Genomic DNA, 14,527 nt, shown 5'->3' with positions numbered 1-14,527 from the left:
GCCAGTCGGAGTAACATAGACTTGAATATGCGCGTGCGTGCAAGGCGCGCAGGGTGAGCATATTGCAGAGAGTAGCGTAAGGGTAAGACCGATGAACCAGGTCGTCTTTCTGGTCGATGTCGACAATACGCTTCTCGATAACGATCGTATCCAGGCTGATATCAAGGCCTACCTCGAGCGCCGGTTCGGAGCCCCCTGTCGCGATCGGTACTGGGCAATTCTCGAGGAGTTGTTCGAAGAACTGGGCTATCGAGACTATCTCGGTGCGCTCCAGCGGTACCGCATCGAACACCCCCAGGACATGCACTTATTGTCCATGTCGTCATTCCTGGTCGATTACCCGTTCGCCAATCGGTTGTACCCGGGATCCCTGGATGTGCTCGAACAACTACGTCAGTGGGGCCCAACCGTCCTTCTCACCGATGGCGACGTCGTCTTTCAACCCCGGAAAGTCGAGCGCTCCGGACTTTTGGAGGCAGTCAACTCACACGTGCTGATCTACATCCACAAGGAACTCGCGCTCGATGATGTCGAGGCTCGCTATCCGGCGCTGCACTACGTTCTGGTTGATGACAAGCCGCGAATCCTTGCCGCGGTCAAAGAGGCTTGGGGCAACCGCGTCACCACCGTCCTTCCCCGACAAGGACAATATGCGCATGACGCGAACGCCCTCGCCTCCTTCGCCACACCCGACGTGACGGTGGACCGGATCGGAGATCTGCTCGATTGTGATCTGGGACGTCTGCTTGCGGCCGCCCCACGACTCGAAGCCATGCGGAGGTGAAGCGATGAAGGGAACGCAAAAACTCCACGAACTCGGACAGAGCGTTTGGCTCGACAACATCACCCGCGACCTGCTGAACAGCGGCACGTTGAGGCGCTACATCACCGACTTGTCGCTGACGGGACTCACATCTAACCCCACAATCTTCGACCATGCGATCAAGAACAGCTCTCACTATGATTCAGCTATCCGCAGCAAGCTCTCGGAGGGAAAGTCGGGCGAGACGTTATTCTTCGAACTCGCAATCGACGATCTAGCCCAGGCAGCAGACCTGTTCCGTCCGATTTGGGACCGCACCAACGGTGTAGACGGGTGGGTCTCGCTCGAGGTCTCGCCCCTTCTCGCGCATGACACGGCCAGCACAATCGCGGCGGCCAAGGAACTGCATGCCCAGGCGAAACGCCCCAATCTCTTCATCAAGATACCCGGTACACGAGAAGGATTGCCCGCCATCGAAGAAACGATCTTTGCCGGCGTGCCCGTGAATGTGACGCTATTGTTCAGCCGGGAGCACTATCTCGCTGCCGCCGAGGCATATCTGCGCGGCGTCGAGCGGCGGATCGCAGCCGGTCTAACTCCAAATGTTGGATCCGTTGCGTCGGTCTTCGTCAGCCGCTGGGATGCCGCCGTAGTGAACCAAGTGCCCGCGCAATTGCGCAATCAGCTCGGTATTGCAATCGCGAAACGAACCTACAAGTCGGCTTGCGAGTTGTTCTCCTCGGCTCGTTCGCGGCGCATCTACAACGAGGGTGGGCGGCCACAACGCCTGTTATGGGCGAGCACAGGAACCAAGGATCCGGCAGCGTCTGATGTTTTGTACGTCAAGGCGCTGGCGGCGCCGCTCACGGTGAACACCATGCCGGAAGGTACGGTGAAGGCCCTGGCCGATCACGGCGAGATTGGAGAGATTTTGCCGTCCGATGGCGGCGATTCCGAAGAGGCACTCTCGCAATTCGCGAAGGCCGGCGTCGACATCGAAGCGCTAGCAGCGACATTGCAGGATGAGGGCGCCAAATCGTTTGTCAAATCCTGGAACGAGTTGATGAGTGTCATCTCCGCCAAGACCGAGGTACTCAAGAAGGCAAGCTAAATTCCAAGCGGGACAAAGGTCTTCCATGAACATACTGGTCATTGACGTGGGCGGCACCCACGTCAAGATCCTTGCCTCCGGCGAAAAAGTGAAGCGAGAAATTGACTCCGGGTCGACTATGACAGCCCGGCAGTTGGTATCGAGCGTCAAAAAGCTGGCCGATGGCTGGGAATATGACCTGATCTCGATTGGCTATCCGGGCCCGGTCGTGCATGACCGTCCTATGGCGGAGCCTCACAATCTGGGAAAAGGCTGGACGGGCTTCGACTTCGCTGCGGCATTCAATCTACCGACGAAAGTCATCAACGATGCGGCGATGCAGGCACTCGGCAGCTACCAGAGCGGCAAAATGTTGTTTCTCGGGCTAGGGACGGGACTCGGCTCGGCGATGATCGTCGATGGCATCGTGCAGCCGATGGAGCTTGGACACTTACCGTACAAGAAGGGGATCTATGAGGACTATGTCGGCGCGCACGCGCTGGAGGAACTTGGCAAGAAAGCATGGCGGAAGCACGTCGAAGATGTCGTTGAATATCTGGTTGCGGCACTCCAACCGGAGGACGTCGTGCTGGGCGGCGGCAACGCCAAACTATTGAAAACACTGCCGCCATTATGCCGGCTTGGCGACAATGCCAACGCATTCAAGGGTGGATTCCAGCTGTGGGACGGTGCGCCAAAGGGAAAGATCACTCGCTCGCGCAAACAAACTGCACAAGCCGCGATGGCGCGTTAGACAGGAGCGATGAATGGCAACGGCCACGAATACGGTCACCGAGCTTCCTGCCTGGCAGGCCCTGTCCGCCCATTTTCGGAAGATCGACCGCTTGCATCTGCGCGAGCTCTTTGCTCAAGACCCCAAACGCGGCGAGCGCTTGACGGTCGAAGCAGCGGGACTCTATCTCGACTATTCGAAGAACCGGATTACCGACGAAACGCTGGCTCTGCTGTTGCAACTGGCCCAACAGTCCGGGCTCCGCGCGCGGATCGATGCGATGTTCGCAGGCGAGAGGATCAACGTTTCCGAAAAGCGGCCCGTCCTGCACGTCGCGCTCCGCGCGCCGAAGGGGCAATCGATCCCGGTCGATGGCGAGGACGTTGTGCCCCAGGTCCATTCGGTGCTCGACCGCATGGCCGATTTTTCCAATCGCGTAAGCGGCGGTGCGTGGCGCGGCCACACCGGGAAGCCAATCCGCAACATCGTCAGCATCGGCATCGGCGGCTCCGATCTGGGGCCGGTGATGGCCTACGAGGCGCTCAAGCATTACAGCGACCGCGCCATGACGTTCCGGTTCGTCTCCAACGTGGACGGCACCGATTTTGCGGAAGCGGTCCGCGATCTCGATCCAGCGGAGACGCTGTTCATTATCTCTTCCAAAACCTTCACAACCCTTGAGACCATGACCAACGCCAGGAGCGCGCGCAGCTGGTCGCTCGCGGGGCTTGGGGGCGACGAGGAGTCGGTCGCGAAGCATTTCGTTGCGGTGTCGACAAACGCGAAGGAAGTGACGAAGTTCGGCATCGACACCTCCAGCATGTTTGGCTTCTGGGACTGGGTTGGTGGTCGATACTCCATGGATTCGGCGATCGGACTTTCGACGATGCTTGCCATCGGTCCCGACAACTTTCGCGCCATGCTCGGCGGTTTCCATGAAATAGACGAGCATTTCCACACCGCGCCGTTCGAGCGCAACCTGCCGGTACTAATGGGGCTGCTTGCCATCTGGAATAATAATTTCTTCGGCGCGCAGACCGTAGCGGTGTTGCCTTACGAGCAATACCTGAAACGGTTCCCTGCTTATCTCCAACAGTTGCGATGGAGAGCAACGGCAAGCACGTCACGCTCGAGGGTCATCCTCTCAGCTACGACACGGGTCCGATTTATTGGGGTGAGCCCGGGACCAACGGTCAACATTCGTTCTACCAACTCATTCACCAGGGCACCCGCCTCATTCCCTGCGACTTCATTGCCTTTCACACGACCCTCAACCAACTTGGAGAGCGACACGACATGTTGCTCGCCAACGTCTTCGCGCAGGGCGAAGCGCTCGCATTCGGCAAGACACGTGACGAAGTAAGGGCAGAGGGATCTGCCGATTGGCTCGTTCCACATCGCGTGTTCGAGGGAAACCGACCGTCCAATACGATACTGCTGGAACAGCTGACACCCGCGGCGCTCGGCAAACTCGTCGCACTGTACGAGCACAACGTCTTCACTCAGGGTGCAATTTGGCAAGTCGATTCATTCGACCAATGGGGCGTCGAACTCGGCAAGGTGCTGGCGCAGCGCATCATTCCGGAACTCACCAGCGAAGCCGAACCCAAATTCGGCCATGACAGCTCGACCAATGCGTTGATCCGCAGACATCGCGCATTCAGGGACAAGTTGCACTAGACACTGATCTCGACACGCCACGTTAACAGCGCACGGGGGAGAGATAATAACGCCGCAGCAAAAAACAGGAGCCACTCATGCAACTCGGAATGATCGGCCTCGGCCGAATGGGCGCCAATATGGTGCGAAGACTTGTCCGGCATGGTCACCAATGTGTCGTCTTCGACATGTCGCCGAACGCCGTTGCGGAACTGGTGAAAGACAACGCGACGGGAAGCTCCTCGCTCTCGGATTTCGTGAAGAAGCTCGAAAAGCCGCGCGCGATCTGGTTGATGGTTCCCGCGGCCGTCGTGGATAAATCGATCGGCGATCTGCTGCCGCTGATTGAAGCCGGCGACACGCTGATCGACGGCGGCAACTCCTACTACATCGATGACATCAGGCGTTCCAAGGAACTGGCGCAGAAGGGCATCAATTATGTAGATGTCGGTACCAGCGGCGGTGTGTGGGGTCTTGAGCGCGGCTACTGCATGATGATCGGTGGCCCTGACCAGGCAGTGCAGCGGCTGGATTCGGTCTTCAAGACCCTTGCTCCGGGTGTCGGCGAAATCCCACGCACGCCGGGACGAGAGCGCGCCGCCGGCGGCACCTCCGAGCATGGCTACCTCCACAGCGGGCAGAACGGAGCCGGTCATTTCGTCAAGATGGTCCATAACGGTATCGAGTACGGGCTGATGGCGGCGTATGCCGAGGGGCTTGGTATCCTGCGCGCGGCGAACATTGGCAAGCAGACGCACGCATCGGACGCCGAAACAACGCCGCTTCGCATTCCCGAGCACTACCAGTATGACCTGAATCTGCCCGAGATCGCAGAAGTGTGGCGGCGCGGCAGCGTGGTTGCCTCGTGGCTTCTCGACTTGACAGCAACGGCGTTGCTGGAAGATCCAGCGCTTTCCAAATTCGCAGGGCGCGTATCCGACTCCGGCGAAGGACGCTGGACCATCGCAGCAGCGATCGACGAGGCAGTCCCCGCTCCGGTGCTGACGACGGCGCTTTACGAGCGCTTCAGTTCTCGCGGCGAAGCCGATTTCCAGAACAAGCTGCTTTCGGCGATGCGCTACGAGTTCGGTGGACACCTGGAAAAAGGCAGCCAGTGAGAGACCCAGATGGCCTTGAGCGAACCCAGATCCGACGCATTGGTATTTTTCGGCGCAACCGGCGATCTTGCCTACAAGAAGATTTTTCCGTCGCTGCAAGCCATGCTGAAGCGGGGCCACCTCGATGTGCCCGTCATCGGCGTCGCGAAGGCCGGCTGGACCCTCGACCAGCTCAAGGCCCGAGTACGAGATAGCCTCGAAAAGCACGGCGGCCTCGACGCCGCTGCGTTTGACAAGCTAGCCGGTCTTTTACGTTACGTAGACGGCGACTATGCCGATTCGACTACGTTCGACGCCCTTCGCAAGCAGCTCGGTTCGGCGCAGCGGCCGGCACATTATTTGGCGATCCCACCCGCATTGTTTGCAACCGTGGTGGAGCGGCTCGACACTGCCGATTGCACAAACGGCGCGCGCGTGATTGTGGAGAAGCCATTCGGGCATGATCTCGTCTCCGCACGCAACCTCAACAGGATTCTGCTCGCCAGGTTCGACGAAGATCACATCTTCCGCATCGACCACTATCTTGGAAAGCGACCTGTTCACAACATGGTCTTCTTTCGCTTCGCAAACGCGTTCCTGGAGTCGTTCTGGGACCGCAAGTTCGTGAGTAGCGTGCAGATCACGATGGCGGAGAATTTCGGCGTGCAGGGTCGCGGCGCGTTCTATGACCAAACCGGCACAATTCGCGACGTTATCCAAAATCATCTGTTTCAGGTTTTGGCCAATCTGGCGATGGAGCCACCGGCGCGATCGGACAGCGAATCGCTGCGTGACGAGAAGGCCAAGGTTCTCAGATCGATCCCGCCGATCGCTGAGAACGAATTGGTGCGCGGACAGTTTCGCGGCTACCGGCAGGAGCCGGGCGTTGCTCCGGAGTCGCAGGTGGAGACGTTCGCCGCGCTCCGGCTGGAGATCGACTCCTGGCGCTGGCAGGGAGTACCATTTTACATCCGTGCCGGGAAATCGCTTCCCGTGACTTGCACGGAGGTGATCGTACGCCTTCGTGAGGCGCCGCGGATCTTCCCCCATTGCGCCGCAATACCGAATTACTTGCGGTTTCGCATCAATCCCGACATGGCCATTGCTCTCGGCACGATGGTGATGGACGAGGATGATCGAGAAATCGGGGAGCCTGTCGAATTGCTGGCCAGCCGGCGCCCTGGCCCAGAGGAGATGGATGCATATGAACGCGTGCTCGGCGACGCGATGAACGGCGATCGGACGCTGTTTGCACGACAGGACTACGTCGAAGAAGCCTGGCGGATTGTCGATCCGGTCTTGAAGAAGACGACACCCGTCTACGAATACCATGCCGGAAGCTGGGGGCCTCACGAAGTGGACAAGAATGTCGCGCCGCCGGGCGGCTGGCACAACCCGACGGTACTGTAGCGCGGAGGGTGAGGAATGTAGATCGAAGCGCTCCTCGATCCCGGCTCTGTTGCTCGATGGCGGCGGCTCGCTGACGATGCACGCACGCCGGTTGGCGCGCCAGCGGCCATGTAATCGACACCCGCGGGAGGAAATCAACCATGACCGACGTCGAACTCGACCAACTCGCGATCAACACCATCCGCACACTGTCGATCGATGCGGTGCAGGCCGCGAACTCCGGTCATCCCGGCACGCCGATGGCGCTTGCTCCACTTGTCTATACGCTCTGGAACCAGGTCATGCGTTTCGATCCACAAGATCCGATCTGGCCCGGCCGCGACCGCTTCGTGCTGTCGAACGGCCACGCGTCGATGCTGCTGTGGTCGGTGCTCCACCTCACGGGCACGCAGGCCGTGAATGCCGAGTACGAAACGCTGGGCAGGCCCGCTGTCACCCTCGACGATATCCGACGCTTTCGCCAGCTTGGGAGTCACGCGCCGGGGCATCCCGAATACCACCTGGTGTCCGGCGTGGAAACGACCAGTGGCCCGCTCGGACAAGGCATTGCGACCAGCGTCGGTATGGCAATCGCGCAGCGCTGGCTCGCTGCGCGATACAACAAGCCGGACTTTGCCATCTTCGACTACGATATTTACGCCGTATGCGGCGACGGCTGCCTGATGGAAGGCATCAGCTCGGAAGCGGCGTCGCTGGCCGCCCACCTCGGCCTCGATAACCTGTGCTGGATCTACGACAACAATCATATCACGATAGAAGGCAGCACACGGCTGGCCTTCACGGAAGATGTAGCCGTCCGTTTCACTGGCTATGGCTGGAACATCCTGTACGTCAGTGATGCCAACGATATCGCGGGCATCGAACGGGCCTTGACGACGTTCCGCGACACGAAAGGCCGGCCGACGCTGGTGATGCTCAGTAGCCACATCGGATATGGCTCGCCACATCGTCACGATACTGCTGCGGCACATGGCGAGCCGCTCGGTGTTGAAGAAGTCAAACTCACTAAACGCGCTTATGGTTGGCCCGAAGAATCGAATTTCCTGGTGCCTGACGGCGTTCTCGAACAATTCGCCGCCGGCGTCGGGGTGCGAGGCGCAGAAGCCCATCGCAAGTGGCGGGAGCTGTTCGCCGATTACCGTTCAAAGTATCCAGCCCTGGCGACTGAGATCGACCAGATGCAACAGCGCACGCTTCCGCAAGGCTGGGACCGCGACCTGCCGGTATTCCCGCCGGATTCGAAGGGCGTTGCGGGTCGTGAGGCGTCGGGAAAGGTCCTGAACGTTCTGGCGCAAAACATTCCCTGGTTAATCGGCGGTTCGGCCGATCTGGGTCCATCGACCAAGACGCTCTTGACCTATGAAGGCGCAGGCGATCTTCAGGCCGCCACACCGGATGGCAAAAATTTGCATTTCGGCATCCGCGAGCATGCGATGGCGGCAATCCTGAACGGTCTCGCACTGTCGAAACTGCGGCCGTTCGGCGCGACATTCCTGATCTTCAGCGATTACGCTCGGCCCGCGATGCGACTCGCTGCGCTGATGGAATTACCGGTGGTGTTTGTTTTTACCCATGATGCCATGGGCGATGGCGAAGATGGCCCAACGCACCAACCGATCGAGCATCTCGCCTCAATGCGAGCAATGCCAGGTCTGACGCTGTTCCGGCCCGGGGATGCCAACGAAGTGGTTGAGGCCTATCGCTACATCATGCAGCTTCGTCATCGGCCAGCCTTGTTGGCGCTGTCTCGCCAACCATTACCGATCCTCGATCGCAGCAAGTACGCATCGGCATCCGGGGCGGCGCGAGGCGCCTACGTGCTCGCCGATCCTCCTGAGGGTAAGCCGGATATAATCTTGATTGCCACCGGCAGCGAGTTGAGTCTCGCGGCCGACGCTCATGAGAGACTTCGCTTGGATGGTATCCGCTCGCGTGTGGTCTCGATGCCGTCCTGGGATGTCTTCGAACGCGAGACCCAGGAATACCGCGATGCCGTCTTGCCACCTGAGGTCACGGCCCGCGTCGCAGTCGAGCAGGCGTCCACGTTCGGCTGGGAGCGGTACGTCGGGAGGACTGGCCGAGTCATTGGCATGCACACTTTTGGCGCTTCCGCTCCGCTGAAGGCGTTGCAGCAGGAGTTCGGATTCACCGTGGATCATATCATCGCAACGGTTAAGGCGCTGTTGCAGCCCTCGAATGCCGCATAGCATGGACGATGTCGGGCAAACCGGTCCGCCCCCTTCGGCTGAGCATGCAAGGCTTGCCGACTCCTCGCCCGATACTCCCGGCGACTGGAAAGCGATCGGGCCTTACGTCAGTGATCGGGCTTGGGGAACCGTGCGCGAAGACTACAGTGCCGATGGACAAGCCTGGCAATATTTCCCCCACGAACACGCGCGCTCGCGCGCTTATCGGTGGAACGAGGACGGTCTTGCCCGCCTTTGCGATCGATCGCAGCGCCTGTGTTTTGCTCTCTCCTTTTGGAATGGACGTGACCCCTTCCTGAAGGAACGTATCTTCGGTCTCAGTGGTCCAGAAGGAAATCACGGCGAGGACGCTAAAGAGTACTGGTGGTATATCGACGCAACACCGACCAGCTCGTGGCTTCGTTGGCGTTACCACTACCCCCAAGCGGAGTTTCCCTACGCCTTGCTTCGGCAGGAGAACGCAAGGCGCAACAGGGACGAGCCCGAGTTTGAACTCCTGGATACCGGTATTTTCGAAGGGGATCGTTACTGGCAGATCACGGCGGATTACGCCAAAGCATCACCTGACGACATATGCATGCGCATCAGCGTTCGAAACGCCGGACCCGATCCGGCTGAGCTTCAGGTGCTTCCGACACTGTGGTTCCGCAATCGCTGGTCCTGGGAGGCTGGCATCGCACGGCCGATTATCCAGGCGGCTACTGAGACTGGCAACGTCGGCGCGATCGCTGAAGAAGAACTGCTTGGCCGCTGGCGCTTCACTGCCGGGGTGGATTCGGCCGGAAAGCCGCCGTCGCTACTGTTCTGTGAAAACGAAACCAATGCCCGATACCTGTATGGCGTCACCACTGAGCAGACCTATCCAAAGGACGGCATCAACGACCATGTCGTTCACGGTGCGGCGACCGTAAATCCTGCGAGGCGGGGTACAAAAATGGCCTGCTGGTATCGCCTCAAAGTCGCCGGCGGCGAAACGGTCGAGCTCAGGCTTCGCCTGGCACGTGATGGACGCGACCAGGCCGCGAACCTCGGAGCAGACTTCGAGCGGATCCATACCGACCGGAGGCGCGAAGCCGACGAGTACTATACCGCGCTGACTCCTGACGACGCGAGTGAGGAGGAGGCCGTAGTAATGCGGCAGGCGTTCGCTGGCATGCTGTGGAGCCAGCAGTTTTACCATTACGACGTCGCGCGCTGGCTCGACGGCGACATCATAGGTCCGCCCGAACCACGTGCGTCCGGTCGCAACGCGGGCTGGCGCCATCTCAACAACCACGACATCATCGCCATGCCCGACAAATGGGAATATCCATGGTATGCCTCATGGGACCTCGCCTTCCATTGCGTGGTGCTGGCGCACATCGACCCCTCAGCAGCGAAACATCCACTGCTGCTGCTGGCACGCGAATGGTACATGCACCCGAACGGCCAGTTGCCGGCGTATGAATGGAATTTCGGAGACGTGAATCCGCCAGTTCAGGCGTGGGCCACGCTTGCGGTGTTCCGGATCGATGGTGGCACCGATTTCGACTTTCTGGCTCGCGCGTTTCAAAAGCTCTTGATCAATTTCACCTGGTGGGTAAATCGAGAAGACGCGTGTGGCGACAACGTGTTCGAGGGCGGCTTTCTCGGGCTCGACAACATCGGCCCGTTCGACCGCTCGCAAATGCACCCTGACGGCGATGTACTGGAGCAGTCGGATGGCACCGCCTGGATGGCTAAGTTCTGTCTCAACATGCTGGAGATGGCACTCCTGCTTGCCAACCACGAGCCTAGCTACGAGGACGTCGCGGTAAAGTTCTTCGAGCATTTCGCCCTAATCGCGGCCGCTATGAACAAGCTGTGGGACGACCAAGACGGCTTTTTCTATGATCGGCTTCGCAAGCGCGACGGCTCGACTTTCACGGTGCGCGCACGTTCTATGGTTGGACTGTTACCAATCTTTGCGGCCGTCCAGCTCGATGCAGCGCTGTGGGACCGACTGCCGATGTTCCGCAAGCGCGCGCGCTGGTACATCGATAACAAGCCTGGCCTTACAGAATTCCTGCACACGCCTGCGACCAATGGACGCCCTCGGCTGATCTCGCTGGTGGGCAAGTCGCGCATGAAGCGGATTCTCGCGTGTATGCTCGACGAATCGGAGTTTCTCTCACCTTACGGGCTACGCTCGTTGTCGCGTTACCACCGTGAGCATCCGCTCGTCGTTAACATGGACGGACATGTCGCTCGTCTCGACTATGAGCCAGGCGCATCTCGGACCGCTCTGTTCGGCGGCAATTCCAACTGGCGCGGACCGATCTGGTTTCCGCTCAATTTTCTCGCGATCGATTCGCTACGACATCTTCATACCAACCTTGGCGAAGATTTTACCGTTGAACTGCCGACAGGATCGCGTAGGCAGGCAAGTCTCGAGCAAGTGGCCGAAGAGCTCGAGCGCCGACTGCTCAGATTGTTCCTCCGAGACTCAGACGGCCGACGACCAGCACTGGGATCGGATTCACGCTTCCAGCGCGATGGGGCATGGCGCGATTCTTTGGTATTCTACGAATACTTTCACGGCGATACCGGTGAAGGACTTGGCGCTTCGCATCAGACCGGATGGACGGCTCTGGCCGGTGCACTGGTGGCCAATCGGCGGTTTCGAAGTGGTCGGAAGTAACAGTGGAAGATCGCCTCGCTGCGCGGTTTTCGCGATTGCATTCGACCGCACAAGCATCGCTTGGGAAAAAAATGAATTGGCCGATCGCTTCGCAGATCACCAGCGCGTTTCCGTCAGGCGGCATACAACATAACAACGTTAATCGCCTTCTGCTGATGTCTAGCTCCGAGCACCATCTCTCTAGCGTTCCGATGGCTTTCCTAATTTCCCGACAGGATTGACCAACTTTGCGCGCCGCCCTCCTCGCCCTCACCGCTCGTCGCGGCCTCACCGGCCTTCCCGCTCTATCCTCAGGCCAGGTGTGCACCGCGCGTTGCGTCACACCATCCCGCGTGACGGTCGTACCTTCCGTGTGCTAGACCGCGCCATCAACATTGATGGAGCGGCGCCTTGGCCAAGAAGACAAAGAAGACTGTTCGTCGCGAGTGGACTGCTGCCGATATCAGAGACTTGAAGGCGCACTCCAAGGCGCGGACGCCTGTCGTCAAAATAGCCAAGATGACCAAGCGAACCGAGGGCGCGCTCCGTCAGAAGGCGCTCGTATTGGGAGTTGGTTTAGGCCATCAGCGGTGATTGGACCGCTGGCTTGATCGCACCAAGTTCGTTGAGCGAGCCCGCCAGAATTCGATATTGTTTTAACGCTCGCATCTGCCGATCAGGTGCAGACTGCTGCGTCCGTCAGGGCTGCCGGAGAGCTTTTGCGGCCTTTGGGTTGAGGGCTCGCCTTCCCAGCCCCGGCGGGCCCTCCTCAGTAAGAACAGCTGACGCATTTAATTGTCTCAAAGTGTGACATCGACGACATTGCGCCCCGCCCCGCGCTGTAGGCTTCATCTCGCCGGGGCTGGACCCATATTTCACTTATAAATTTTAACCCGGCAGCAGGCCGCAGTGGTTCGCCGCTGCGGCCTTTCTGTTGAACAACACAATGGGCGCATCACCCGATTCGTAGATTTTCCGCCGAGTCTTTTCCGCGATTGTTCACGACGTCGAAACTAACCTTGGCTCCCTCTGCGAGTGAGGTGAAACCAGCCTTCTCGACTGCCGAGATATGGACAAACACATCTTTGCCGCCGTTGTCAGGTTGAATGAACCCGTAGCCCTTCGTCGGGTTGAACCACTTTACCGTCCCCATTGCCACTTAACTTCTCCATTTTCCAAAAAGCAAAACTAGTGCCCGAATTTCGACGAAAGAAAGGCTGGTCGCAACCGCGCTCATGCGCCGGAGGTGTACGCGAGCCGAGGATGTCGTTTTACGTCGTGTGAACCTCTTCACATGGGTATGACATCAAGACGGTTAATCTCCAGTCGCTGGCGAGAGGTTTCAGTTACAGCGGGAGGCGGCCGTGGCAGCAGACACAAAGGCGGACGACTGGTTTATTGCTGCGCACGTGCTGAGGGTACGCACGTCGTCGGGCACCGCATCGATATCGTTTAAGATTGGCAGCAGAGTAGCTAATATCGCAGCACTTTTAGGTTGCTCCGGTCCAATCTCTGGAAGCGGTGTTTCGGACACGGACTTCCAACTAGATTCGCAACTTATGCGCAACATCAGCGGTCCATGGTCATTGAAGGACGTCAAGGGCCACCGAGGTGACGTCACGCAAAACGTGTCATTTTTTCCTGATGCGTTGTCGGGCGCGGCGTTTAATAAGAGCGGAAGCGTCTTTTTTAATTTCGAGATACCAAACCCGAGCTCCATGACCTTTACGATCAAGGGCCAGTGGATGGTAAAGATGGTCCTCAATCTTGGCACGACGTTTGTAATTTAGTCCGATCCTCGCGTCTTGACATGAAAGTTAGTCGAACAGGTCATCGGCTTCTTCCGCTGGGCACACGCCTTCGCTTGTCGGGCAGTTCCTCCCTCATTTAGCCAACACTAAGGTTTCTTGCCTCGGTTTTCCTTTTCCGGTGTCCTGACGGCGCGGCCCGTCAGTTATGGGAAGCAACCAGCTGCGCACACCGAGGACACACGCCGTCGGCCGCATCCGTGAGTTGGCGCACAATCTCCTCCATGAGATCTTCACGCTCCCAACACGTGCCGTCACTCCGGGTGATGCTTCTGGCGCGGTAATAAGCATGGGTTTCGGCGTCGCTGTCTCCGACGCGGATCATGACCTCTGGATGGAAAGGACAGAATGCTATAGCACGCGTTGTCAGCAATGCATAGCGCATGGTCGATTCGAGATCGTCGGTGAGGTGCGGCATCATAGCCTCCTACTTCGGGCCGCAAGCGTCTGTGAGCGCGCAAGCAAAGGCGCAGCTAAATTCTGACTCTCCCTTGCGCGCTTGACCTCGGCGTCCTCAGCGTCGCGCGGCACAATGCACTGCGCGACGCCATAGCGATTACTTTCGCTCCGCGTCAGCCTCCTGCTCAAGCCGCACAATATGTGCGCGCAGCGTGTCAAACCGCTCCTCGGCAACGTCGCTGAATAGCGGGTCATTGTGACTCGTTGCGACTGAAGCGATCTCAGTCCAATCTTGAGGCTTGAGAACCTTAAGTGCCACGGGAAAAAAATCGCGATCTTCCATCCTCATGTGACGGCGCTCGTGTGCGATAAAATCCCGAACGATAAGATCCACATCTTCGCGCAGAATCTCACGTTCCGCGAGAACGCTGTCGACCGCCTGAGCGACGCGGCGTAAAAGTTGGGCCCCTTTCTGGTGTTCGCGAGCTAGATCGCCGACCTTCGCAGCAGCAGCCGGATCTCGTGCCCCTCAGCTTGGCAAATACCAAGTCTTCCTGAGGATGATGATAAACTTCTGGGTAGACTTCGAAGTAACTGATAACCGCGTGAATGACTTCGTAGTCAGCACGGTCGCCGCGGTCGAATACCTCGAGTTCCCGCTCGAGGATGGCCAGCAGCTTCTCAATGTTGAGATGCTCTTTGGATAAGCGCTCTATGATCATG

12 protein-coding genes and 2 pseudogenes are annotated in these 14,527 nt (G+C 58.8%); 10 read left to right on the top strand and 4 right to left on the bottom strand.

The genetic code is table 11. The annotated features are described in order from the left end of the window. Positions 1 to 91 precede the first annotated feature (91 nt). The 9 genes and pseudogenes from J4G43_RS10585 (at position 92) to J4G43_RS10545 (ending at position 12,191) form a co-directional block, all read left to right on the top strand. Positions 92 to 784 (top strand): HAD family hydrolase, encoded by a 693-nt coding sequence (locus tag J4G43_RS10585; RefSeq protein ID WP_208084746.1) that lies wholly within the window; start codon positions 92 to 94, stop codon positions 782 to 784. Positions 785 to 788: 4 nt separating this feature from the next. Next, positions 789 to 1,874 carry a transaldolase gene (gene tal, locus J4G43_RS10580; protein WP_208084745.1) on the top strand — a complete coding sequence of 362 codons (1,086 nt, stop codon included), beginning with the start codon at positions 789 to 791 and terminating at the stop codon, positions 1,872 to 1,874. A 25-nt stretch (positions 1,875 to 1,899) separates the two neighbouring features. Beyond that, positions 1,900 to 2,607, top strand: coding sequence for an ROK family protein (locus J4G43_RS10575; RefSeq protein WP_208084744.1), 708 nt, complete (start codon positions 1,900 to 1,902; stop codon positions 2,605 to 2,607). A gap of 13 nt (positions 2,608 to 2,620) precedes the next feature. Continuing rightward, positions 2,621 to 4,266, top strand: a pseudogene (pgi, locus tag J4G43_RS55910) (glucose-6-phosphate isomerase). Positions 4,267 to 4,343: 77 nt separating this feature from the next. Then, positions 4,344 to 5,363 carry a phosphogluconate dehydrogenase (NAD(+)-dependent, decarboxylating) gene (gene gnd / locus J4G43_RS10565; protein WP_208084743.1) on the top strand — a complete coding sequence of 340 codons (1,020 nt, stop codon included), beginning with the start codon at positions 4,344 to 4,346 and terminating at the stop codon, positions 5,361 to 5,363. A 15-nt stretch (positions 5,364 to 5,378) separates the two neighbouring features. Then, positions 5,379 to 6,752 (top strand): glucose-6-phosphate dehydrogenase, encoded by a 1,374-nt coding sequence (gene zwf, locus J4G43_RS10560; RefSeq protein ID WP_208089285.1) that lies wholly within the window; start codon positions 5,379 to 5,381, stop codon positions 6,750 to 6,752. A gap of 140 nt (positions 6,753 to 6,892) precedes the next feature. Beyond that, entirely contained in the window at positions 6,893 to 8,959 is a 2,067-nt protein-coding gene (tkt, locus tag J4G43_RS10555) for a transketolase (RefSeq protein ID WP_208084742.1), read from the top strand. Between the two features lies 1 nt (position 8,960). After that, entirely contained in the window at positions 8,961 to 11,618 is a 2,658-nt protein-coding gene (locus J4G43_RS10550; protein WP_210387319.1) for an MGH1-like glycoside hydrolase domain-containing protein, read from the top strand. Between the two features lie 390 nt (positions 11,619 to 12,008). Beyond that, positions 12,009 to 12,191 (top strand): hypothetical protein, encoded by a 183-nt coding sequence (locus J4G43_RS10545; protein WP_028154091.1) that lies wholly within the window; start codon positions 12,009 to 12,011, stop codon positions 12,189 to 12,191. Between the two features lie 361 nt (positions 12,192 to 12,552). On the opposite strand, the gene J4G43_RS10540 is transcribed toward J4G43_RS10545, so the two are convergent. Beyond that, a complete protein-coding gene (locus J4G43_RS10540; RefSeq protein WP_028141284.1) occupies positions 12,553 to 12,756 on the bottom strand; it encodes a cold-shock protein in 204 nt (67 codons plus the stop codon). Positions 12,757 to 12,961: 205 nt separating this feature from the next. Here J4G43_RS10540 and J4G43_RS10535 point away from each other — a divergent pair, with 205 nt between their 5' ends. Continuing rightward, complete coding sequence (locus J4G43_RS10535; RefSeq protein ID WP_028154089.1) at positions 12,962 to 13,387, top strand: hypothetical protein; 426 nt, start codon at positions 12,962 to 12,964, stop codon at positions 13,385 to 13,387. Between the two features lie 160 nt (positions 13,388 to 13,547). On the opposite strand, the gene J4G43_RS10530 is transcribed toward J4G43_RS10535, so the two are convergent. The 3 genes and pseudogenes from J4G43_RS10530 to J4G43_RS10525 all read right to left on the bottom strand — a co-directional run bounded on the left by J4G43_RS10530 (position 13,548) and on the right by J4G43_RS10525 (position 14,526). Continuing rightward, the gene (locus J4G43_RS10530; protein ID WP_225004787.1) at positions 13,548 to 13,823 is read right to left on the bottom strand and encodes a hypothetical protein; all 276 of its coding nucleotides are present in this window, start codon (positions 13,821 to 13,823) and stop codon (positions 13,548 to 13,550) included. Between the two features lie 138 nt (positions 13,824 to 13,961). Continuing rightward, positions 13,962 to 14,264, bottom strand: a pseudogene (locus tag J4G43_RS55905) (hemerythrin domain-containing protein); the annotation flags it as partial. After that, the gene (locus J4G43_RS10525) at positions 14,215 to 14,526 is read right to left on the bottom strand and encodes a hemerythrin domain-containing protein (protein ID WP_225004785.1); all 312 of its coding nucleotides are present in this window, start codon (positions 14,524 to 14,526) and stop codon (positions 14,215 to 14,217) included. The gene J4G43_RS10525 and the pseudogene J4G43_RS55905, both read right to left, overlap by 50 nt. Position 14,527: the final 1 nt, after the last annotated feature.

Source organism: Bradyrhizobium barranii subsp. barranii (assembly GCF_017565645.3).
Taxonomy (GTDB): domain Bacteria; phylum Pseudomonadota; class Alphaproteobacteria; order Rhizobiales; family Xanthobacteraceae; genus Bradyrhizobium; species Bradyrhizobium barranii.
This window is presented reverse-complemented; position numbering and strand designations above follow the sequence as displayed.

Excerpts from the sequence above, each read along its gene's own strand:
- J4G43_RS10525 (WP_225004785.1), bottom strand. The coding sequence starts at position 14,526 with ATGATCATAGAGCGCTTATCCAAAGAGCATCTCAACATTGAGAAGCTG.
- J4G43_RS10530 (WP_225004787.1), bottom strand. The coding sequence starts at position 13,823 with ATGCCGCACCTCACCGACGATCTCGAATCGACCATGCGCTATGCATTG.
- gnd (WP_208084743.1), top strand. The coding sequence starts at position 4,344 with ATGCAACTCGGAATGATCGGCCTCGGCCGAATGGGCGCCAATATGGTG.
- tkt (WP_208084742.1), top strand. The coding sequence starts at position 6,893 with ATGACCGACGTCGAACTCGACCAACTCGCGATCAACACCATCCGCACA.
- J4G43_RS10575 (WP_208084744.1), top strand. The coding sequence starts at position 1,900 with ATGAACATACTGGTCATTGACGTGGGCGGCACCCACGTCAAGATCCTT.
- tal (WP_208084745.1), top strand. The coding sequence starts at position 789 with ATGAAGGGAACGCAAAAACTCCACGAACTCGGACAGAGCGTTTGGCTC.
- J4G43_RS10550 (WP_210387319.1), top strand. The coding sequence starts at position 8,961 with ATGGACGATGTCGGGCAAACCGGTCCGCCCCCTTCGGCTGAGCATGCA.
- J4G43_RS10585 (WP_208084746.1), top strand. The coding sequence starts at position 92 with ATGAACCAGGTCGTCTTTCTGGTCGATGTCGACAATACGCTTCTCGAT.